The following is a 15,204-nucleotide window of genomic DNA, read 5'->3' on the forward strand; positions in this document are numbered from 1 at the left end:
GGTGGCCTGGTGCCCGATGAGGCCGAACACGCCGTCGTGGGCCCTAGGATCATGACGAACCTAGTGGTGGATCAACCCCTTTGACCAGAGCTGGATTGACCAGCTTTGCGCGGGTCGCGGGTCGCCGCCACTGCCGGATGCGAGGAGTCCATGGACGTCACCAAGGCGACGTATGCCGGTGCCGCGGCACTGCTGGTGGTCACGACGGGTGCGCTCGCGGTCGCCCTCACCCGCGACGACGACCCTCGGCCTGCACAGGCCGCGCGGCCCACGTCGACCGCTCCCGTCGTCCAGTTGGGTGCTCCCGGTCAGCCGAACCGGACCCTGTCACCGAACGAGGCGGCCCCGTCGGCCATCGCCCACACCGCTGCGGACGTGGCGTTCATGGAGGGGATGGTGGCGCACCACGAGCAGGCACTCGTCATGACGGCCCTCACGCGGACGAACACGAGCAACTCCGATCTGGCCCTCATGGCCGAGCGGATGGATGTCTCCCAGCGCGATGAGATCGTGCTCCTGCAGAACTGGCTGAAGCAGCACGCCTCGGGATCGGCGGACGCCTCGGGAACAGTGGGGGGCCATGCCGGACACGGTTCGACGGGCGTCGGCACGCGCAGTGCGACCCCGACGGGCTCCGGGGGAGCCGCCACCCACACGATGCCCGGCATGCTCAGCGATACCGAACTCGCCCAGCTCCGGTCAGCGAGGGGCGCCGAGTTCGACCGACTCTTCCTTCAATACATGATTCGCCACCACGAGGGCGCGATCGTGATGGTCGAGGAGCTGCTGACGGGGGGCGAGGGCGGGCAGGCCAGCGATGTCTTCCTCGTGGCTCAGGACATGTCCTCGGACCAGGGGATCGAGATCGCCAAGATGAAGGCGATGCTCGCCGCCAGGTGAGGTGTCGGAGTCACCCGGATCGCGGCCCCTCCACCGCGATCGGGCGAACATTCGTGCGCTCCGTCGCGACGCCTCGCGTCGTCAGGGTGTGGCCCGCCCCGGTAGCCGGTCCGAGGCGGGCCAGTCGTGCGACCGACGTGGGTCGGTCAGTCCCCTGAGCGTCAGACCGCCTCGCAGTCGACGGAGTTCGCGCCCTCGACCCAGGTGTCGATCATCTGGAACGGGAGCTCGGAGCCGGCTTCGAAGTACTCGAGGCCCTTGCCGTTGGCCCCGTTCGGGTTCATGCGGCCGGTGTGCTTCGGGTCGCCGATGACCATGTCGTCCCGGATCTTGATGCCGACCGGGAGCTTCTCGGCCCGCAGTGCCGCATAGCCTGCGTCCACGGCTTCTGGACAGGCGGCGACGTAGCCGTGCTCGAACTGGGCGCCGAGCTCGGCGCTGACCACGAACCAATTCGCACTCACGGGGCCCTTGAGGCTGTACATCGGGATGAAGCAGTGGTGGGCCATCGCCGGGGCGGCGGCAAGGACGGTCGCGGTCGCCGCGCCGGCGACGGCGAGGCCGGCGCGACGAAGGCTGAGTCGATGGGTCATGCGTTCCTCCTGCTGAGTGGTTGATGCGGTGCCTGTGCAAGCAAGCACACCGCGTTGAGCCGGGCAGGCGCATCGCTCTCAAGGCTGATCGTGGTCATCCTCAAGGCCAGTGCGCCTCGTCCTCAGAGTGGTTGGACCGGTGTCCCGGACGACAGGGGCGCCTGTCCCGACGTTCCGGGAATCCAGCCCGTTCGAAGTGGACCTGTCCACGTCGGAGACCTGATCGCCGGCGGCGAACCGTCGCTACGATCGGGTGATGACCACGACACTCGTTCTGTCCGTTATCGGTGACGACCGTGCCGGACTCGTCAAGGCCCTCGCCGACGTCATCGAGGAGGGCGGTGGCAACTGGGAGCGCAGCCACCTGAGCGAGCTCGCCAGCAAATTCGCGGGCATCGTCGTGGTCACCGTGCCCGAGGGGCGTGCCGACGCCCTGCGCGATGCTCTCGCCCCACTCGAGGGTCTCCTCGACGTCACGGTCCATGACGGTGGATCTCCCATTGACGAGGGCGACCGTCAGGAGGTGCGGGTCGAACTCCTCGGCAACGACCAGCCGGGCATCGTCGGTGCCGTGTCCGGTGTCCTGGCCCAGCACGGCCTGAGCGTGGCCGAGCTCGTCAGCACCACGCGGGATGCGCCGATGGCAGGCGGTCGGCTGTTCGAGGCGATCGCCGTTGCGACCGTGCCGGAAGGCGGCGACCTCGAGGCGCTGCAGGCCGACCTCGAGCAGCTGGCCACCGAGATCGTTGTTGACCTGACCCTCAGCCCCCACGACGACGAGAGCGACTGAGTCAGCTCCGGGGGACTCGCGCAACGTCAGCGTGAGCGGCTGCTCTTGCGACCGTTGGCGCTGACGTTGCTGGTATGCCGTGTGCTTGCGTCAGCGTGAGGGGCTGCTCTAGCGACCATTGGCACTGACGTTGCGGCTGTGGCCGTCAGAGCATGCGGCGCAGGTGTCCGTGCCGGGCGTGCACGAGGTGGAGCCCGACGTGGACGGCGACGGCCGCGAAGAACACGTAGTGCGTGGCGATGTGCAGCGAGAGCCAGTCGTATCCGCCGAACAGGAGCAGGAGTCCGCTGGCCGGGATCACGAAACACAGGCCCAGGAGGACCTTCTCGGTGATGCCTGCGATGGTCCGCGCCGTTCCGCCGAGGTAGGGCGCCCAGGGTGGCAGGCCTGTGCGACGCCACAGCACGCGTGCGAGACCGAGCCCCATGATGAGGACCCCGAGGGCGACGTGCAACAACGGTAGGGATGGGTCGGTCGGACGGTTGAGGCTGTCGCGCACGAACGAGTCCTCGGCGTCGTCCTCACGCGCGTCGAGTTCGTCCTCGAGCCGGTCGGCCTCGGCCCTTGCCGCGTCGCGTGCGGCACCGTCGAGATTCTCGGCCTGCGCGTCGAGTTGCTCGATGCGCGCCTGCTCCGCGGGGAAGGCGACGTCGGCGGGCTCCATGTTCTTGCCCACCCAGAACTGAGCAACGATCGCCAGCACCGTCGTCCAGTGCAGGATCTTGGACACGAGTCCGTAGCCGTGCTCTCCGTTGCGCCAGTGCACCCCTCGACGATAGCGAGGTCGGGGACCTCACGGCGATGCTCCAGAGAACGCCGTGGGTCGGGGGCTGTGTGATGGGTCGGGGCTACCGGGCGCCCCGACCCATCACACAACCCCCGACCCGTGGCCACGTCCGCCGCCGAGTCGGGAGAGTCAGAGGCCCATGCCTGCGCGGTACTGCCAGACCGACAGCACCGCGCTCGCCCCCTCGCCGACGGCTGTCGCGACCCGCTTCGCCGACCCGAGGCGGACGTCTCCCGCGGCGAACACCCCGGGGATGCTCGTCTCGAGGAGGTAGGGGTCCCGCTCCTCGGACCATGCCTTGGCGCTGTCCCCCGCGAGGATGGCCGTGCCCGTGGTGATGAACCCGTGCTCGTCGCGTACCACCGCCCCGTCCAGCCAGCTCGTGCGCGGTGCCGCCCCGATGAAGACGAAGACGTGGTTCGCGGACTCCGTCGTGCTCTCACCGCTGGCACCGTCGAGGATGACCACCTCCTCGAGGTGGTCGGTGCCACGCACCTCGGCGATGGTCGCCCGGCAACGGACCTCGATGTTGTCGGTGGAGAGGATCCGGTCGGCGAGGTACTGCGACATCTTCGCCTCGAGTGCGGCGCCCCGGACGAGAATCGTCACGCGCCGGGCCAGGGTCGCGAGATGGATCGCGGCCTGACCGGCCGAGTTCGCCGAGCCGACGATGTAGACGTCCTCGTCCTTGACCGTTGCCGCCTCGGACAACGCGGCGCCGTAGTAGACGCCGCGCCCGGTGAACTCGTCCACGCCCGGCGCCGCCAGGCGGTTGTAGGCGACACCGGTCGCGATCACGACCGAGTGGCCCCGGATCGTCGAGCCGTCGCTCAGCGTCACGGCGAGGGCTCCGGGGTCGGAGCTGATCGCCGTGACCTCGCGGGCGAGCAGCAGCTCCGCGCCGAACCGTCGCGCCTGCGTGAGCGCACGTCGCGACAGGTCCGACCCGGACAGGCCCTTGGGGAAGCCGAGGTAGTTCTCGATCCGACTGCTCTGCCCGGCCTGACCGCCCGCGGCCTCACCTTCGATGACGAGCGTGCTGAGACCCTCGGACGCGCCGTAGACCGCGGCAGCCAACCCGGCCGGGCCGGCGCCGATGATGATGAGGTCATAGAGGGGGACTTCCGCGTGCCCCCCGATCCCGGCCTTCTCGGCGATCTGTGCGGTGGTCGGCGCGACGAGGACGTCGCCATCCGGGAAGACGAGGATGGGACACCTGTCGGCTGTCTGGCCCGTGAGGTCGAGGAGTTCCAGCGCCTCCGGGTCGGAGGTCAGGTCCAGCCACCGGTAAGGCACTTGGTTGCGGGCGAGGAAATCGCGGGCGGTGTGTGACTCGACGGACCAGCGATGCCCGATGACCCGGATCCCACCGAACGTCGGTCGGTGGGTGGCCGTCCAGTCCTCGAGGAGGTCGTCCAGCACGGGGAAGAGCCGCTCCTCGGGGGGATCCCACGGCTTGACCAGGTAGTGGTCCAGGCGCACCTCGTTGATGGCCGTGATGGCGACGTCGGTGTCGGCGTAGGCCGTGAGCAGAGCCGTCTTCGCATCCGGGTAGAGCCCCACCGATGCCGAGAGCAGCTCGATGCCCGTCAGGCCGGGCATCCGTTGGTCGACGAGGAGGAGCGCCACCGGCTCGTCGGCGAGACGAAGCCGCCGGAGCACCTCGAGCGCGCGATCGCCCGACTCCGCCCGCATCACCCGGAAGTGCTCGCCGAAGCCGTGGCGGACGTCGTGCGCGATGGCCTGCAGAACGTCGGGATCATCGTCGACGGCGAGGATGATCGGCTTGCCGGCCATGACGCCCCTCTCGGCAGGTGGGCAAATGGGCACGGCGTCGAGTGGCCACAGCGACGCGCGAGCCCTCCTCAGTATTGCGCGAGTTTGCTTGTCCGGTACCGGGTTCGAGCCATACGCTCGAAGGGCAACGAGCCGGGCGAGGGTGGCACACCGCGTGCTGCAGAGGGATGACGTCCACGGCTCGCAGGAGGCCCACATGACCGATGAGGCCACTCCGTTCCATGACCGAGACCTGCATGACCGAGAGTTCCATGAGCGCGAGCTCCACGACCGGGTGACCCGCCTCGGCGAGATCGCCCCGATCGTGGACTTCTTGGTCGAGAGCGAGCAGCGCTACGCGGCCGTCATCGAGAACGCATCGGACATGATCCAGAGCGTGCGCCCCGACGGGACGTTCGAGTTCGTCAACGGCGCCTGGCGGCGTGCGCTCGGCTGGTCGGACGCGGAGCTCGACGAGATGATCATCTGGGATCTCATCCCGCCGGCCGAGACCCCGCACTGCCAACGGGAGTTCGGCCGCGCCATGGAGGGCCATCCCATCCCCTTCATCGAGACGAAGTTCATCGCCAAGGACGGTCGCGAGGTCCCCGTCGAAGGCAGCGTCACGCTGCGGATGGTGGGCGACGAGGTGGTCGCCACCCACGGGTTCTTCCGGGACGTCACGGAACGGCTCCGTGCCGAAGAGCTCGAAGAGCGAGCCGCCCGTCTCGAGCGCGAGGAGCGTGCCCGCTACTTGGAAAAGATGGCTGCCCTCGGCAAGCTCGCCGCCGGTCTGGCCCACGAGCTCAACAACCCTGCCGCCGCGATCCAACGGGCTGCGGGCCGACTTGAGGAGACGACGGCCCGACGCGACGCAGCGCAGCGGGCCCTCGTCGCCGAGGGCGTCAGCGCGGAGGGTTTCCTCGCCATCGACGCACTGCTCCAGCGCAGCGCCTCGTTCGGGGAGGAGGCCGGCACTGACCCGGTGGCGCGTCAGGAGCTCGAGACCCGGATCGAGTCGTGGTTGGAGGGCGCAGGTGTGACGGAGGCCTGGCGTCTCGCACCCGTCCTCGCGGACGGGGGCGTCACGGACCGTGACCTCACCGCTCTCGCTGAGGCCGTGCCGTCGTCGTCGATGTCGTCCGCCATGGGATGGATCACCGAGTCCCTCAGTGGTCACGAGGCGACCCGCATCGTCAGCCACGGAACGCACCGCATCTCCGACCTCGTCGCCGCGATCAAGAGCTACTCCCACATGGACCGGGCCACGGAGCACATCAGCGACGTCCACGACGGGATCGAGGACACCCTCGTGATTCTCGGACACCGGTTGCGCGACGTCCGGATCGAGCGCGACTTCGATCGGGAGCTGCCACCGATCCCGATGTTCGGCAACAGCCTCAACCAGGTCTGGACCAACCTGCTCGACAACGCCCTCGATGCCATCGACGACCACGGTCACATCGCCATCCGCACGGCGCGCGACGGAGACCGGCTCGTGGTCGAGATCGAGGATGACGGCCCCGGGATCCCCCCGGACGTCCTCCCACGGATCTTCGAGCCGTTCTACACGTCCAAGCCGCAGGGCGTCGGGACGGGTCTGGGCCTCGACACCGTCTGGCGCATCGTCACCGAGGAGCACGGCGGCAGTGTGGAGGCGACGTCGGCTCCGGGCCGCACGCTCTTCCACGTCTCATTGCCCCTCCCAGCCGCCCCCGCGGGCCATGAGCCGGTCAGGCGGTGACGATCTCCAGGAGAGCGGCCTCGGCGGCCACGAGGTAGTCGTCCAACTCGCCCGAGGCAGCCTCCACGTCGCCGGCCGCGAGCAGGTCGATCAGGCTTCGGTTGCGGCGCAGGAACGGCTCGTGCAGGGCCTCACGGTCGGGCAGTCGCAGGAACGCGAGCCGCAGCTCGGCGAGGAGCCCCTCGAACATCGAGGACAGGTGCACGCTGTTCGCGGCGGTGACGAGGCGTCGATGGAAGTCGATGTCGGCCGTCCCGACCGCCTCCCAGTCGCCCGCGTCGGCGGCCTTCTCGGCCGTGGTGACGAGGTCGTCCAGTGCGGTGAGAGTGGCCTTCGTGTCGGCGACGTCCCGCAGTGCAAGCGGCTCGATGAGCCGTCGCGTCCGATACATCTCCCGTATGCCGTCCGGTCCGACCGTGCGGACGAACACACCTTTGTGGAGGGCGTGCTCGACAAGCCGCTCATGAGCCAGCAGGCGGAACGACTCCCGCACTGTGTTGCGGGAGACCTCGAGGGTTGCCGCGATCTTCTCCTCGCGCAGTTGGGCGCCCGGAAGAAGCCGTCCGTGGGCGATCTGCGACCTGAGGACACCGGCGACGGCCTCCGCGGTGCTGGCCCGGCGGGGGAGGGCTGGAAGGGCACCCAGGTCGGCGTCGACGGAAGCGGGGGCGGACGGCATACCGGGAGCATAGTCACGACACGACAAAAAATGTTCTCGAAACCTCTTGTCGGATTGTTCAACAATCCGCTACCTCCGTCCGAACAGCCGACACCGCCGTCGGCCCGGACCGCAAGGAGCAGACCCGTGAGCCACACGCTCGAGAGCTTTGACTCACCGAAGGCCCCCAAGGTGTCGTCGGTCCGCCGCGTCATCATCGCGAGCCTCGTCGGTACCTCGCTGGAGTGGTACGACTTCTTCATCTACGGGACCGCCGCAGCGCTGGTCTTCAACAAGCTGTTCTTCCCCGAGTTCGACCCGCTCGTCGGCACGCTCCTCGCCTTCGCCACCTTCGCGGTCGGCTTCATTTCGCGCCCGCTCGGTGGCATGGTCTTCGGCCACTACGGCGACAAGCTCGGCCGCAAGAACGTCCTCGTCGTGACCCTCCTCCTCATGGGCATCGCGACCTTCGCCATCGGCCTGCTGCCGACCTACGCGACGATCGGCTTCTGGGCTCCTGCCCTGTTGGTCATCCTCCGCTTCCTCCAGGGGCTCGGCCTCGGCGGCGAGTGGGGTGGCGCCGTCCTCATGACCCTCGAGAGCGGTGACCCGAAGCGGCGCGGCCTCAACGCGAGCTGGCCGCAGGTCGGTGTCCCGCTCGGTCTGCTGCTCGCCAACGGCGTCCTCTCCTTCATGGGTGGCGTCACCTCCGACTCGGCCTTCCTCTCGTGGGGCTGGCGCATCCCGTTCCTCCTCAGCGGCCTGCTCGTCATCGTCGGCCTCGTCATCCGTCTGACCGTCGCCGAGAGCCCCCTCTTCACGGAGTCCGAGGACACCGGCCACGAGGCCAAGACGCCGATCGTCGAGGTCTTCCGCAACTACCCCAAGCAGGTGCTGCTCGCCATCGGTGCCCGCGTCGGCGTCGACGTCGCCTTCTACACGTTCGTCCTGTTCATCACGACCTATGTCACGACCTATCTCGACCTGCCCAACAGCTACGCCCTCAACGCGGTGCTCATCGCGGCCGCGTTCCAGGTCATCTTCATCCCGATCTTCGGCCACCTCTCGGACGTTCACGGCCGGCGACCCGTCTATCTCTTCGGCGCCGTGGCAGCGGCCGTCTGGGTGTTCGTCTTCTTCCGGCTGCTCGACACCGGAAACCTCGCGCTGATCATCCTCGCGGCGATCATCGCTCTGATCCTCCACGCGGCGATGTACGGCCCGCAGGCCGCCTTCATCAGCGAGATGTTCCCGACCCGGGTGCGCTACACCGGTGCCTCGATGGGCTACCAGCTCGCCGGAATCGTGGGTGGCGCCGTCGCGCCGATCATCTCGACGGCCCTGCTCAACCGCTACGACAGCAACCTGGCCGTGTCGGCCTATGTCGTCGGGATGCTCGCCATCACCGTGGTCTGCGTGCTGCTCGCCCCCGAGACCTCGAAGATCGACCTGCACGACGACCCGGCCGACCCGGCGCACGAGCCGGTGGGTGCACGGGGTGGGGCGTGAGCTCCGCACCGGGCGGAGTCGGCGAGCTCGTGGTCGACCTCAACAGCGACCTCGGTGAGGGCTTCGGGCGCTGGACCCTCGGCGACGACGACGCCATGCTCGAACTCGTCACGAGCGCCAACGTCGCCTGCGGCTTCCACGCCGGGGACCCGAGCATCCTGCGGCGGGTCTGTGCCCAGGCCGCGGAGCGCGGGGTCGCGATCGGCGCCCAGGTGGGCTACCGCGACCTCGCCGGCTTCGGCCGACGCCACATCGACGTCGACCCCGCCGAGCTCGTCGACGAGGTGATCTATCAGATCGGCGCCCTCGACGGCATCGCCCGCGTCGAGGGAAGCCGGGTCACCTACGTCAAGCCGCACGGCGCCCTCTACAACGACGCCGCGAGCAATCCAGCCACGGCCGACGCCGTCGCCGAGGCGATCGCCCTCTATGACCGCACGCTGCCGCTCGTCGGGCTCGCCGGCTCCGAGCTCGTTGCGGCAGCGACGAGGTCCGGCCTCACGCCGGTGGCCGAAGCCTTCGCGGACCGGGCCTACACGCCCGAGGGGCTGCTCGTGTCGCGACGCCTCGAGGGGGCGGTCCTCCACGACCCCGAGACCATCGCTGCGCGGTGCGTCCGGCTGGCGACGTCCGGCACGGTCGAGGCGATCACCGGGTCGACGATTTCCGTTGCGGCACAGTCGATCTGCGTCCACGGAGACACTCCCGGAGCCGTGGCCATCGCTGAGGCCGTGCGCGTCGCGCTCGTCGGTGCCGGCGTCACGATTGCGCCCTTCGCCACCCCGACGGCGGCGTGAGCGAGGCGCCATGAGAACCCTGCTTCCCACCGGACACAACGCACTCCTGGTCGAGTGTTTCGACCTCGAGGACGTCATGGCTCTCCACTGCGCCCTCACGTCGTCGCGACCGCACGGTGTCGTCGACCTCGTGCCCGCGGCGCGAACGCTGCTCGTCACCTTCGACGACACGACGACCCGGGCGGAAGTCGCACGCGCCGTGACGGGGGTCGAGTTCGGCGCGCCCGTCGTCGCGGCAGCCCCCGCCGAGGTGACCATCGAGGTGACCTACGACGGACAGGACCTCGACGACATCGCGGAGCTGACCGGCATACCGAAGGATGACGTGGTGCGTCGGCACCTCGGTGGGGACTACGTGGTCGCGTTCACCGGCTTCGCCCCCGGCTTCGCCTACATCGCCGGCGGCGACCCGGCCCTGGTCGTTCCGCGCAGGGCGACTCCGCGCACCCGCGTCCCTGCCGGATCTGTCGCTCTCGCAGGCGAATTCACCGGGATCTATCCCCACGAAGGCCCCGGTGGATGGCAGGTGATCGGCCGAACCGAGGCTCCCCTGTGGGACCTGCGTCGCGAGTCGCCGGCCTTGCTCACGCCCGGCACGCGGGTCCGCTTCACCGAGGGGCGGGCGTCATGATCGAGGTTCTCCGCTCCGGCCCGTTGACGACGATCCAGGACCTCGGGCGCCCCGGCTTCGCCCACCTGGGCGTCGGACGCTCCGGAGCTGCTGATCGGCCCAGTCTGCGGTTGGCCAACCGACTCGTCGGCAATCCAGAAGGCTCGTCGGCACTCGAACTCACCTTCGGTGGCCTCGCCCTGCGCGCCACCGAGCCGATGACGATCGCCGCGACGGGTGCGCGGTGCACGGTGCGCGTCGACGGGCGCGAGCAGGACATGTTCGCCGCCCTTTCCGTCCCGGCCGGGTCCACGATCGAATTCGGTATGCCGTCACGCGGCGTCCGCACCTATGTCGCCTTCCGCGGTGGTCTCGAGTGCGAGCTGGTGCTCGGATCCGCGGCAACGGACGTCCTGTCGCACCTGGGTCCCGAGCCGGTGCGGGAGGGTGACGTGCTCAAGGTCGGTGCCCCCGAAGGTTCGGTGCCTGCCGTCGACGTCGTGCCGGTGCGTCAACTACCGGACGAGGTCGTGTTGCGAGTCGTGACCGGGCCGCGTGCCGACTGGTTCACGCCTGACGCCCTCGACCTGCTCGGACGGAGCCGGTTCGAGGCCACGCCAGCCTCGGACCGCATCGGCGTGCGACTCGACGGGGCTGAGTTGCAGCGGACCTGCCTGGACGAACTGCCTTCCGAGGGCATGGTCGAGGGTGCGGTGCAGGTGACGCCGGACGGACACCCCGTCATCTTCCTCGCCGACCACCCGGTCACGGGTGGCTACCCGGTCATCGCGGTCGTCCATCCCGATGACATCGCCCTGGCTGCGCAGCTGCGGCCCGGCCAGTCGGTGCGCTTCGACGTCCGGGCGCCGATCCCGGTGACCCACGCCGTGAGCGCCGAACCGGCGTCGACGGGGGTGCCGCGCATCCCGTTCCCGGCGACCCTGTCACCTACCGGGCAGGAAGTGGGGTGATCACCCCACTTCCCGCCCGGTAGGTGGGTTGTTGGCGCGGTGGGTAGACGGGCGCCCGGTGGAGGGGTCGCTGGGAGGTGGGCGGACGGCATACCGGCCCTTGGGGCGACGCGAAACGGGTCCGTCGGCAACGGTGGTCGGCAGGCTCCAGACGCGGTCGGCATCGGCGGCGACGTGCATGCCGAGGTGAGGGAGCCGGGGATCTTCACGCGCAGCGCCCCCTCGCACGGCGCCGGGAAAGTACGACTCGCAAGAGTGCATCCCTCCGGGGGGTCAGGACGGAAGTAAGGGGTGGGACGCACCCCGGCGCCCCGCGACGAAGGGATCCTGACCCATGACACCCCGCACTCTCGTCTCAGCCCTCAGTGCGGTCGGCCTCGCCGGCCTGCTGTTCGCTCCGCCAGCCACGGCGGGCCCGCCCGGCACCTCGACCAGCGAACCAACGGGCACCCGCAGCCTCGCCGCCGTCCTCACGGCCGACGGCAACCAGTTCGACCGGAACTGGCGCGACTACGACATCGTCACCGAGGCCGTTCTCGCGGTGCTCGCGACCAAGCCGGCGAGCCCGGTGGGCCTTCTCGCCGACGGCACCGTGCCCCTGACGGCCTTCATCCCGAACGATCGCGCCTTCCAGCGGCTCGTCGGCGACCTCACCGGCTCGCGGCTGCGTTCCGAGCAGGCAGTGTTCGACGCGGTTGCCGGGCTGGGTATCGACACGGTCGAGACCGTGCTGCTCTACCACGTCATCCCGGGCGCAACCCTGACCTCGAAGCAGGCGGCGGCCGCGAACGGCGCAATCCTCACGACCGCACAGGGCGGCACGATCGGCGTCCGCGTCCTCAGCAAGCGCCTGCCGCTGATCCAGCTGCGCGACAGGGACCCCGACGACCGCAACCCGTTCGTCAACCCGCGGGCGCTCGACATCAACAAGGGCAACAAGCAGATCGCCCACGGCATCACCCTCGTCCTCCGTCCCGTCGACCTCTGACCACACCTACAAGGAACTGGAGAACTGACATGCGACCAGTACGACACCTCGCCATCGTTGCGATCTCGGCCGGCCTGGCCACCGGATTCGCGGCACCCGCCATGGCTGCGGACGCCACGGTGACCATCTTCCACGGCGTGCCCGGAGCCACGGTCGACGTCTATGCCAACGGCAACGCGATCCTCGAGGACTTCGAGCCCGGGACCATCACCGACCCGCTCACGCTGCCCGAGGGGTCCTACGACCTCAAGGTCACGGCGGCCGGCGCGGGTCCCGACGGTGCAGCCGTCATCGAGGCCAACGACGTCGCCGTTCCCGGCGGCGCCAACGTCACGGTGGCTGCGCACCTCAACGCGTCCGGCACACCGGTGCTCACGCCGTTCGTCAACGACACTGCTCCGACGAAGGCCGGTCAGGCGCGCATCACGGCTCGGCACACCGCTGCCGCTCCGGCAGTGGACATCCGCGCCAACGGTGAGGTGGCCTTTGCCGGCGTGACCAACCCCATGGAGGGCAAGGCCGACCTGCCCGCGGGAACCGTATCCGCGGACGTCGTTCTCGCCGGGACGGACACAGTGGCCCTCGGCCCGGCCGACGTCAACCTCAAGGAAGGGACGAACACCATCGTCTACGCCTGGGGCTCGGCTACGGACAACAACCTCAAGCTCGCCGTGCAGACGATCTCTGGCCTGCACAGCGCACCCGGTGGCGTCCCCAGCGGCACCGGCGGGCAGTCCGGCAGTTCCGGCTGGTCCGCCCTCGGCCTCGCCGGCGCGGCAGCCCTGCTCTGTGGCGGTGCCGCCTTCGTGGTGACGCGCCGGCGCGAGGTGCACGCCTGAGGTGAGGCTGCCAATCAGGTCCGGTCGGGAGAGGGCGGTGTTCGTCGCGGTGGTCGCCCTGTTCGCAGGCATCCTCGCGTTAGCCGGGTATGCCGCCCTCTCCCCTCCGCGGATCACCGAACCTGCCGATGCGTCGGCGGCTCTCGAGCCGTCGGCGACGTCGGTGGGCACCTCGACCCCGTCGCCGGCGGCAACCCCTTCGCCGTCGGCGACGGCCAGTCGTCCAGCGCGGACTCCGCGACCCTCCCCGACACCGAGTGGTTCGGCCACGTCAACGCCCCCTTCGCAGGTCAACAGCCCGGCGTTCCGCGTCGAGATCCCGGCTCTCGACGCGATGCTTCCCGTCCTTCCGGTCGGAGTGGCCAAGGACGGCCAGATGGAGATTCCCAAGGACCCGAGCATCGCCGGCTGGTACCGGTTCGGACCGGGACCGACGTCGGACCAGGGCGCCAGTGTGATCTCGGCGCACGTGGATTCGCGCGACGAGGTGGGCCCGCTCGCGCGCCTCGACCGGCTCGACCGGGGAGACCGCATCATCGTGACCGTCGACGGAGAGCGGGCGACCTACGTTGTCGACCGGGTTGACCGCTATGCCAAGACCGCGCTCGATCTCGACGCCCTGTTCTCGCGCACCGGCCTGCCGCGGCTCCACCTCGTGAGCTGCGGCGGGGAGTGGGACCCCCGGACGCGTCACTACGAAGACAACGTCGTTGCCGTGGCCCGACGCGTCACCGTCACCTAGAACGTCACCTATCGTGGGAAGGGTGGTCAACGATGCGCGCACCGAGGTCGGTGACGCCGAGCTCATGCGGCGGGTCGCTGCCGAGGATCGTGACGCGCTGGCCGAGGTCTACAACCGATTCGGAGCTCTGGTGCACACCATTGCCCTGCGCTCCCTGGGTGACCACCACGACGCCGAGGACGTCACCCAGCAGGTCTTCGTCGCACTCTGGAAGGGCAGACGGTCACTCAACCCTGATGCGGGATCGCTGCCCGGCTGGCTCGCCACCGTCACGCGACGTCGATGTGCCGACCACCACTCGACCCGTGCTCGACAAAAGCGTGACGAGCACGTGTTCGCGGCCGCCGAGTCACACTCGTCCCCCGGGACGAAACCCGAGGACGCGACCGAGCGCGTGCTGCTCGCTCGCGAGCTCGAGGCACTCGGTGACCCGCGGGCAACGATCATCCGGATGGCGATCATCGAGGATCGTCGTCAGCAGGACATCGCCGACGCCCTCGACCTGCCCCTGGGGACTGTGAAGAGCCACATCCGCCGCGGACTTCTGGACCTGCGATCCCGCCTCGAGGAGGTGACGCCATGACCCGCACAGCGAACGCGTGGGAGAACCACATCGACGACGAGCGACTCGTCGATCTGACCGTGGGCGAGTCGCCCTCCGAGGTCGAGCGCGTCCACCTCGATGACTGCGCCCGATGCAGCGAATCGCTCGCCTCGCTCGTCCACACAGTCTCCGTCACCCGTGACACTGCCGACGTCGAGCTCGTCGCCCCCAGGGAGGACCTGTGGGCGCGGATCGAGGCCACCCTGGACGGCGAGGTGCGCCAGTCGTCGCCGGGTGGCGCGCCGATCGCCATGTCGTCGAAGTCGGAGTCGTCGGAGTCGTCCGGGTCGTCGGAGTCGTCGGTGGAATCGTCGCTCGCCCCTGCGGCCCGCCCCGGGCCCGCAACCGGCAGACGGCCCGCACTGACCTGGCTCGCCGCCGCCTGCGCAGCCGGCGCTCTCCTCGGCGCGGGTGGGATCGTCGTCGCCGACCGGCTCACGTCGGACGAACCGGCACCCGCGCGCACCGTCGCCACGGCAGAGCTCGACACTCTCGACACGAGACAGGCTCTCGGCGCGGCAACGGTCAGCGAGCGGGGCGATGACGTCACCCTGGAGGTCAGCGTCCGCGAGCTTGTCCCTGCGGAGGGCTATGTCGAGGTGTGGCTCCTCAACCGCGACGGCAAGAGGCTGGTGTCGGTCGGCGTCCTGCGAGACGGTGCCGAACGCGGCTCGTTCCCCATCTCGCAGCGAATCCTTGACGAGGGCTACGACATCGTTGACCTCTCGCGCGAGCAGTTCGACGACAAGCCCGACCACTCCGGCGACAGCCTCGCTCGAGGGTCGTTGACCCGACCCGCCTGACCTGTCTGACCCGCCTGACCCGCCTGACCTGCTGTCACGGCCGCGAGGCCCGATCGAACCAGGCGGCCGCACGACCCAACCGGAGGTGCCAGC

16 protein-coding genes are annotated in these 15,204 nt (G+C 69.5%); 12 read left to right on the forward strand and 4 right to left on the reverse strand.

Going from position 1 to position 15,204, the window contains the following annotated elements:
• Nucleotides 1–150 precede the first annotated feature (150 nt).
• Entirely contained in the window at nucleotides 151–900 is a 750-nt protein-coding gene (locus tag N802_RS13855) for a DUF305 domain-containing protein (RefSeq protein WP_052109953.1), read from the forward strand.
• A gap of 161 nt (nucleotides 901–1,061) precedes the next feature.
• Here N802_RS13855 and N802_RS13860 read toward each other — a convergent pair whose 3' ends face one another.
• Nucleotides 1,062–1,493, reverse strand: coding sequence for a hypothetical protein (locus N802_RS13860; RefSeq protein ID WP_035917393.1), 432 nt, complete (start codon nucleotides 1,491–1,493; stop codon nucleotides 1,062–1,064).
• Nucleotides 1,494–1,749: 256 nt separating this feature from the next.
• Between N802_RS13860 and N802_RS13865 the strand changes: the two genes are divergently transcribed.
• Nucleotides 1,750–2,283, forward strand: coding sequence for a glycine cleavage system transcriptional repressor (locus tag N802_RS13865; protein WP_035917396.1), 534 nt, complete (start codon nucleotides 1,750–1,752; stop codon nucleotides 2,281–2,283).
• Nucleotides 2,284–2,428: 145 nt separating this feature from the next.
• Here the strand turns inward: N802_RS13865 and N802_RS13870 are convergent, their stop codons facing one another.
• Both N802_RS13870 and N802_RS13875 read right to left on the reverse strand, forming a co-directional pair.
• Nucleotides 2,429–3,049 (reverse strand): cytochrome b/b6 domain-containing protein, encoded by a 621-nt coding sequence (locus N802_RS13870; protein ID WP_035917398.1) that lies wholly within the window; start codon nucleotides 3,047–3,049, stop codon nucleotides 2,429–2,431.
• A 150-nt stretch (nucleotides 3,050–3,199) separates the two neighbouring features.
• On the reverse strand, nucleotides 3,200–4,867 hold the full coding sequence (locus tag N802_RS13875; RefSeq protein ID WP_035917400.1) for an FAD-dependent oxidoreductase: 1,668 nt from the start codon (nucleotides 4,865–4,867) through the stop codon (nucleotides 3,200–3,202).
• Between the two features lie 196 nt (nucleotides 4,868–5,063).
• On the opposite strand from N802_RS13875, the gene N802_RS20255 reads away from it, so the two are divergent.
• On the forward strand, nucleotides 5,064–6,590 hold the full coding sequence (locus N802_RS20255) for a two-component system sensor histidine kinase NtrB (protein ID WP_169743438.1): 1,527 nt from the start codon (nucleotides 5,064–5,066) through the stop codon (nucleotides 6,588–6,590).
• On the opposite strand, the gene N802_RS13885 is transcribed toward N802_RS20255, so the two are convergent.
• A complete protein-coding gene (locus N802_RS13885; protein ID WP_035917402.1) occupies nucleotides 6,580–7,269 on the reverse strand; it encodes a GntR family transcriptional regulator in 690 nt (229 codons plus the stop codon). The two genes, N802_RS20255 and N802_RS13885, sit on opposite strands and share 11 nt — an antisense overlap.
• Nucleotides 7,270–7,395: 126 nt before the next feature.
• Between N802_RS13885 and N802_RS13890 the strand changes: the two genes are divergently transcribed.
• The 9 genes from N802_RS13890 (at nucleotide 7,396) to N802_RS19570 (ending at nucleotide 15,111) form a co-directional block, all read left to right on the forward strand.
• Nucleotides 7,396–8,757 carry an MFS transporter gene (locus N802_RS13890; protein ID WP_211254422.1) on the forward strand — a complete coding sequence of 454 codons (1,362 nt, stop codon included), beginning with the start codon at nucleotides 7,396–7,398 and terminating at the stop codon, nucleotides 8,755–8,757.
• Nucleotides 8,754–9,554, forward strand: a complete 801-nt coding sequence (locus tag N802_RS13895) for a LamB/YcsF family protein (protein WP_052109955.1) — start codon at nucleotides 8,754–8,756, stop codon at nucleotides 9,552–9,554. The genes N802_RS13890 and N802_RS13895 overlap by 4 nt, the downstream gene beginning before the upstream one ends.
• A gap of 10 nt (nucleotides 9,555–9,564) precedes the next feature.
• On the forward strand, nucleotides 9,565–10,185 hold the full coding sequence (locus tag N802_RS13900) for a 5-oxoprolinase subunit B family protein (RefSeq protein ID WP_035917404.1): 621 nt from the start codon (nucleotides 9,565–9,567) through the stop codon (nucleotides 10,183–10,185).
• Entirely contained in the window at nucleotides 10,182–11,135 is a 954-nt protein-coding gene (locus N802_RS13905) for a 5-oxoprolinase subunit C family protein (RefSeq protein WP_084072224.1), read from the forward strand. The genes N802_RS13900 and N802_RS13905 overlap by 4 nt, the downstream gene beginning before the upstream one ends.
• A gap of 334 nt (nucleotides 11,136–11,469) precedes the next feature.
• Nucleotides 11,470–12,123, forward strand: a complete 654-nt coding sequence (locus tag N802_RS13910; RefSeq protein WP_035917406.1) for a fasciclin domain-containing protein — start codon at nucleotides 11,470–11,472, stop codon at nucleotides 12,121–12,123.
• A 29-nt stretch (nucleotides 12,124–12,152) separates the two neighbouring features.
• Nucleotides 12,153–12,962 carry a DUF4397 domain-containing protein gene (locus N802_RS13915; RefSeq protein ID WP_035917410.1) on the forward strand — a complete coding sequence of 270 codons (810 nt, stop codon included), beginning with the start codon at nucleotides 12,153–12,155 and terminating at the stop codon, nucleotides 12,960–12,962.
• A gap of 37 nt (nucleotides 12,963–12,999) precedes the next feature.
• Complete coding sequence (locus N802_RS20885; RefSeq protein WP_245613946.1) at nucleotides 13,000–13,704, forward strand: sortase domain-containing protein; 705 nt, start codon at nucleotides 13,000–13,002, stop codon at nucleotides 13,702–13,704.
• Between the two features lie 22 nt (nucleotides 13,705–13,726).
• Nucleotides 13,727–14,287 carry an RNA polymerase sigma factor gene (locus N802_RS13925; RefSeq protein WP_035917412.1) on the forward strand — a complete coding sequence of 187 codons (561 nt, stop codon included), beginning with the start codon at nucleotides 13,727–13,729 and terminating at the stop codon, nucleotides 14,285–14,287.
• Nucleotides 14,284–15,111 carry an anti-sigma factor gene (locus N802_RS19570; protein WP_052109956.1) on the forward strand — a complete coding sequence of 276 codons (828 nt, stop codon included), beginning with the start codon at nucleotides 14,284–14,286 and terminating at the stop codon, nucleotides 15,109–15,111. Before N802_RS13925 ends, N802_RS19570 begins: the two co-directional genes overlap by 4 nt.
• Nucleotides 15,112–15,204 lie beyond the last annotated feature (93 nt).

This window comes from Knoellia sinensis KCTC 19936 (assembly GCF_000768705.1).
Classification (GTDB): Bacteria; Actinomycetota; Actinomycetes; order Actinomycetales; family Dermatophilaceae; genus Knoellia; species Knoellia sinensis.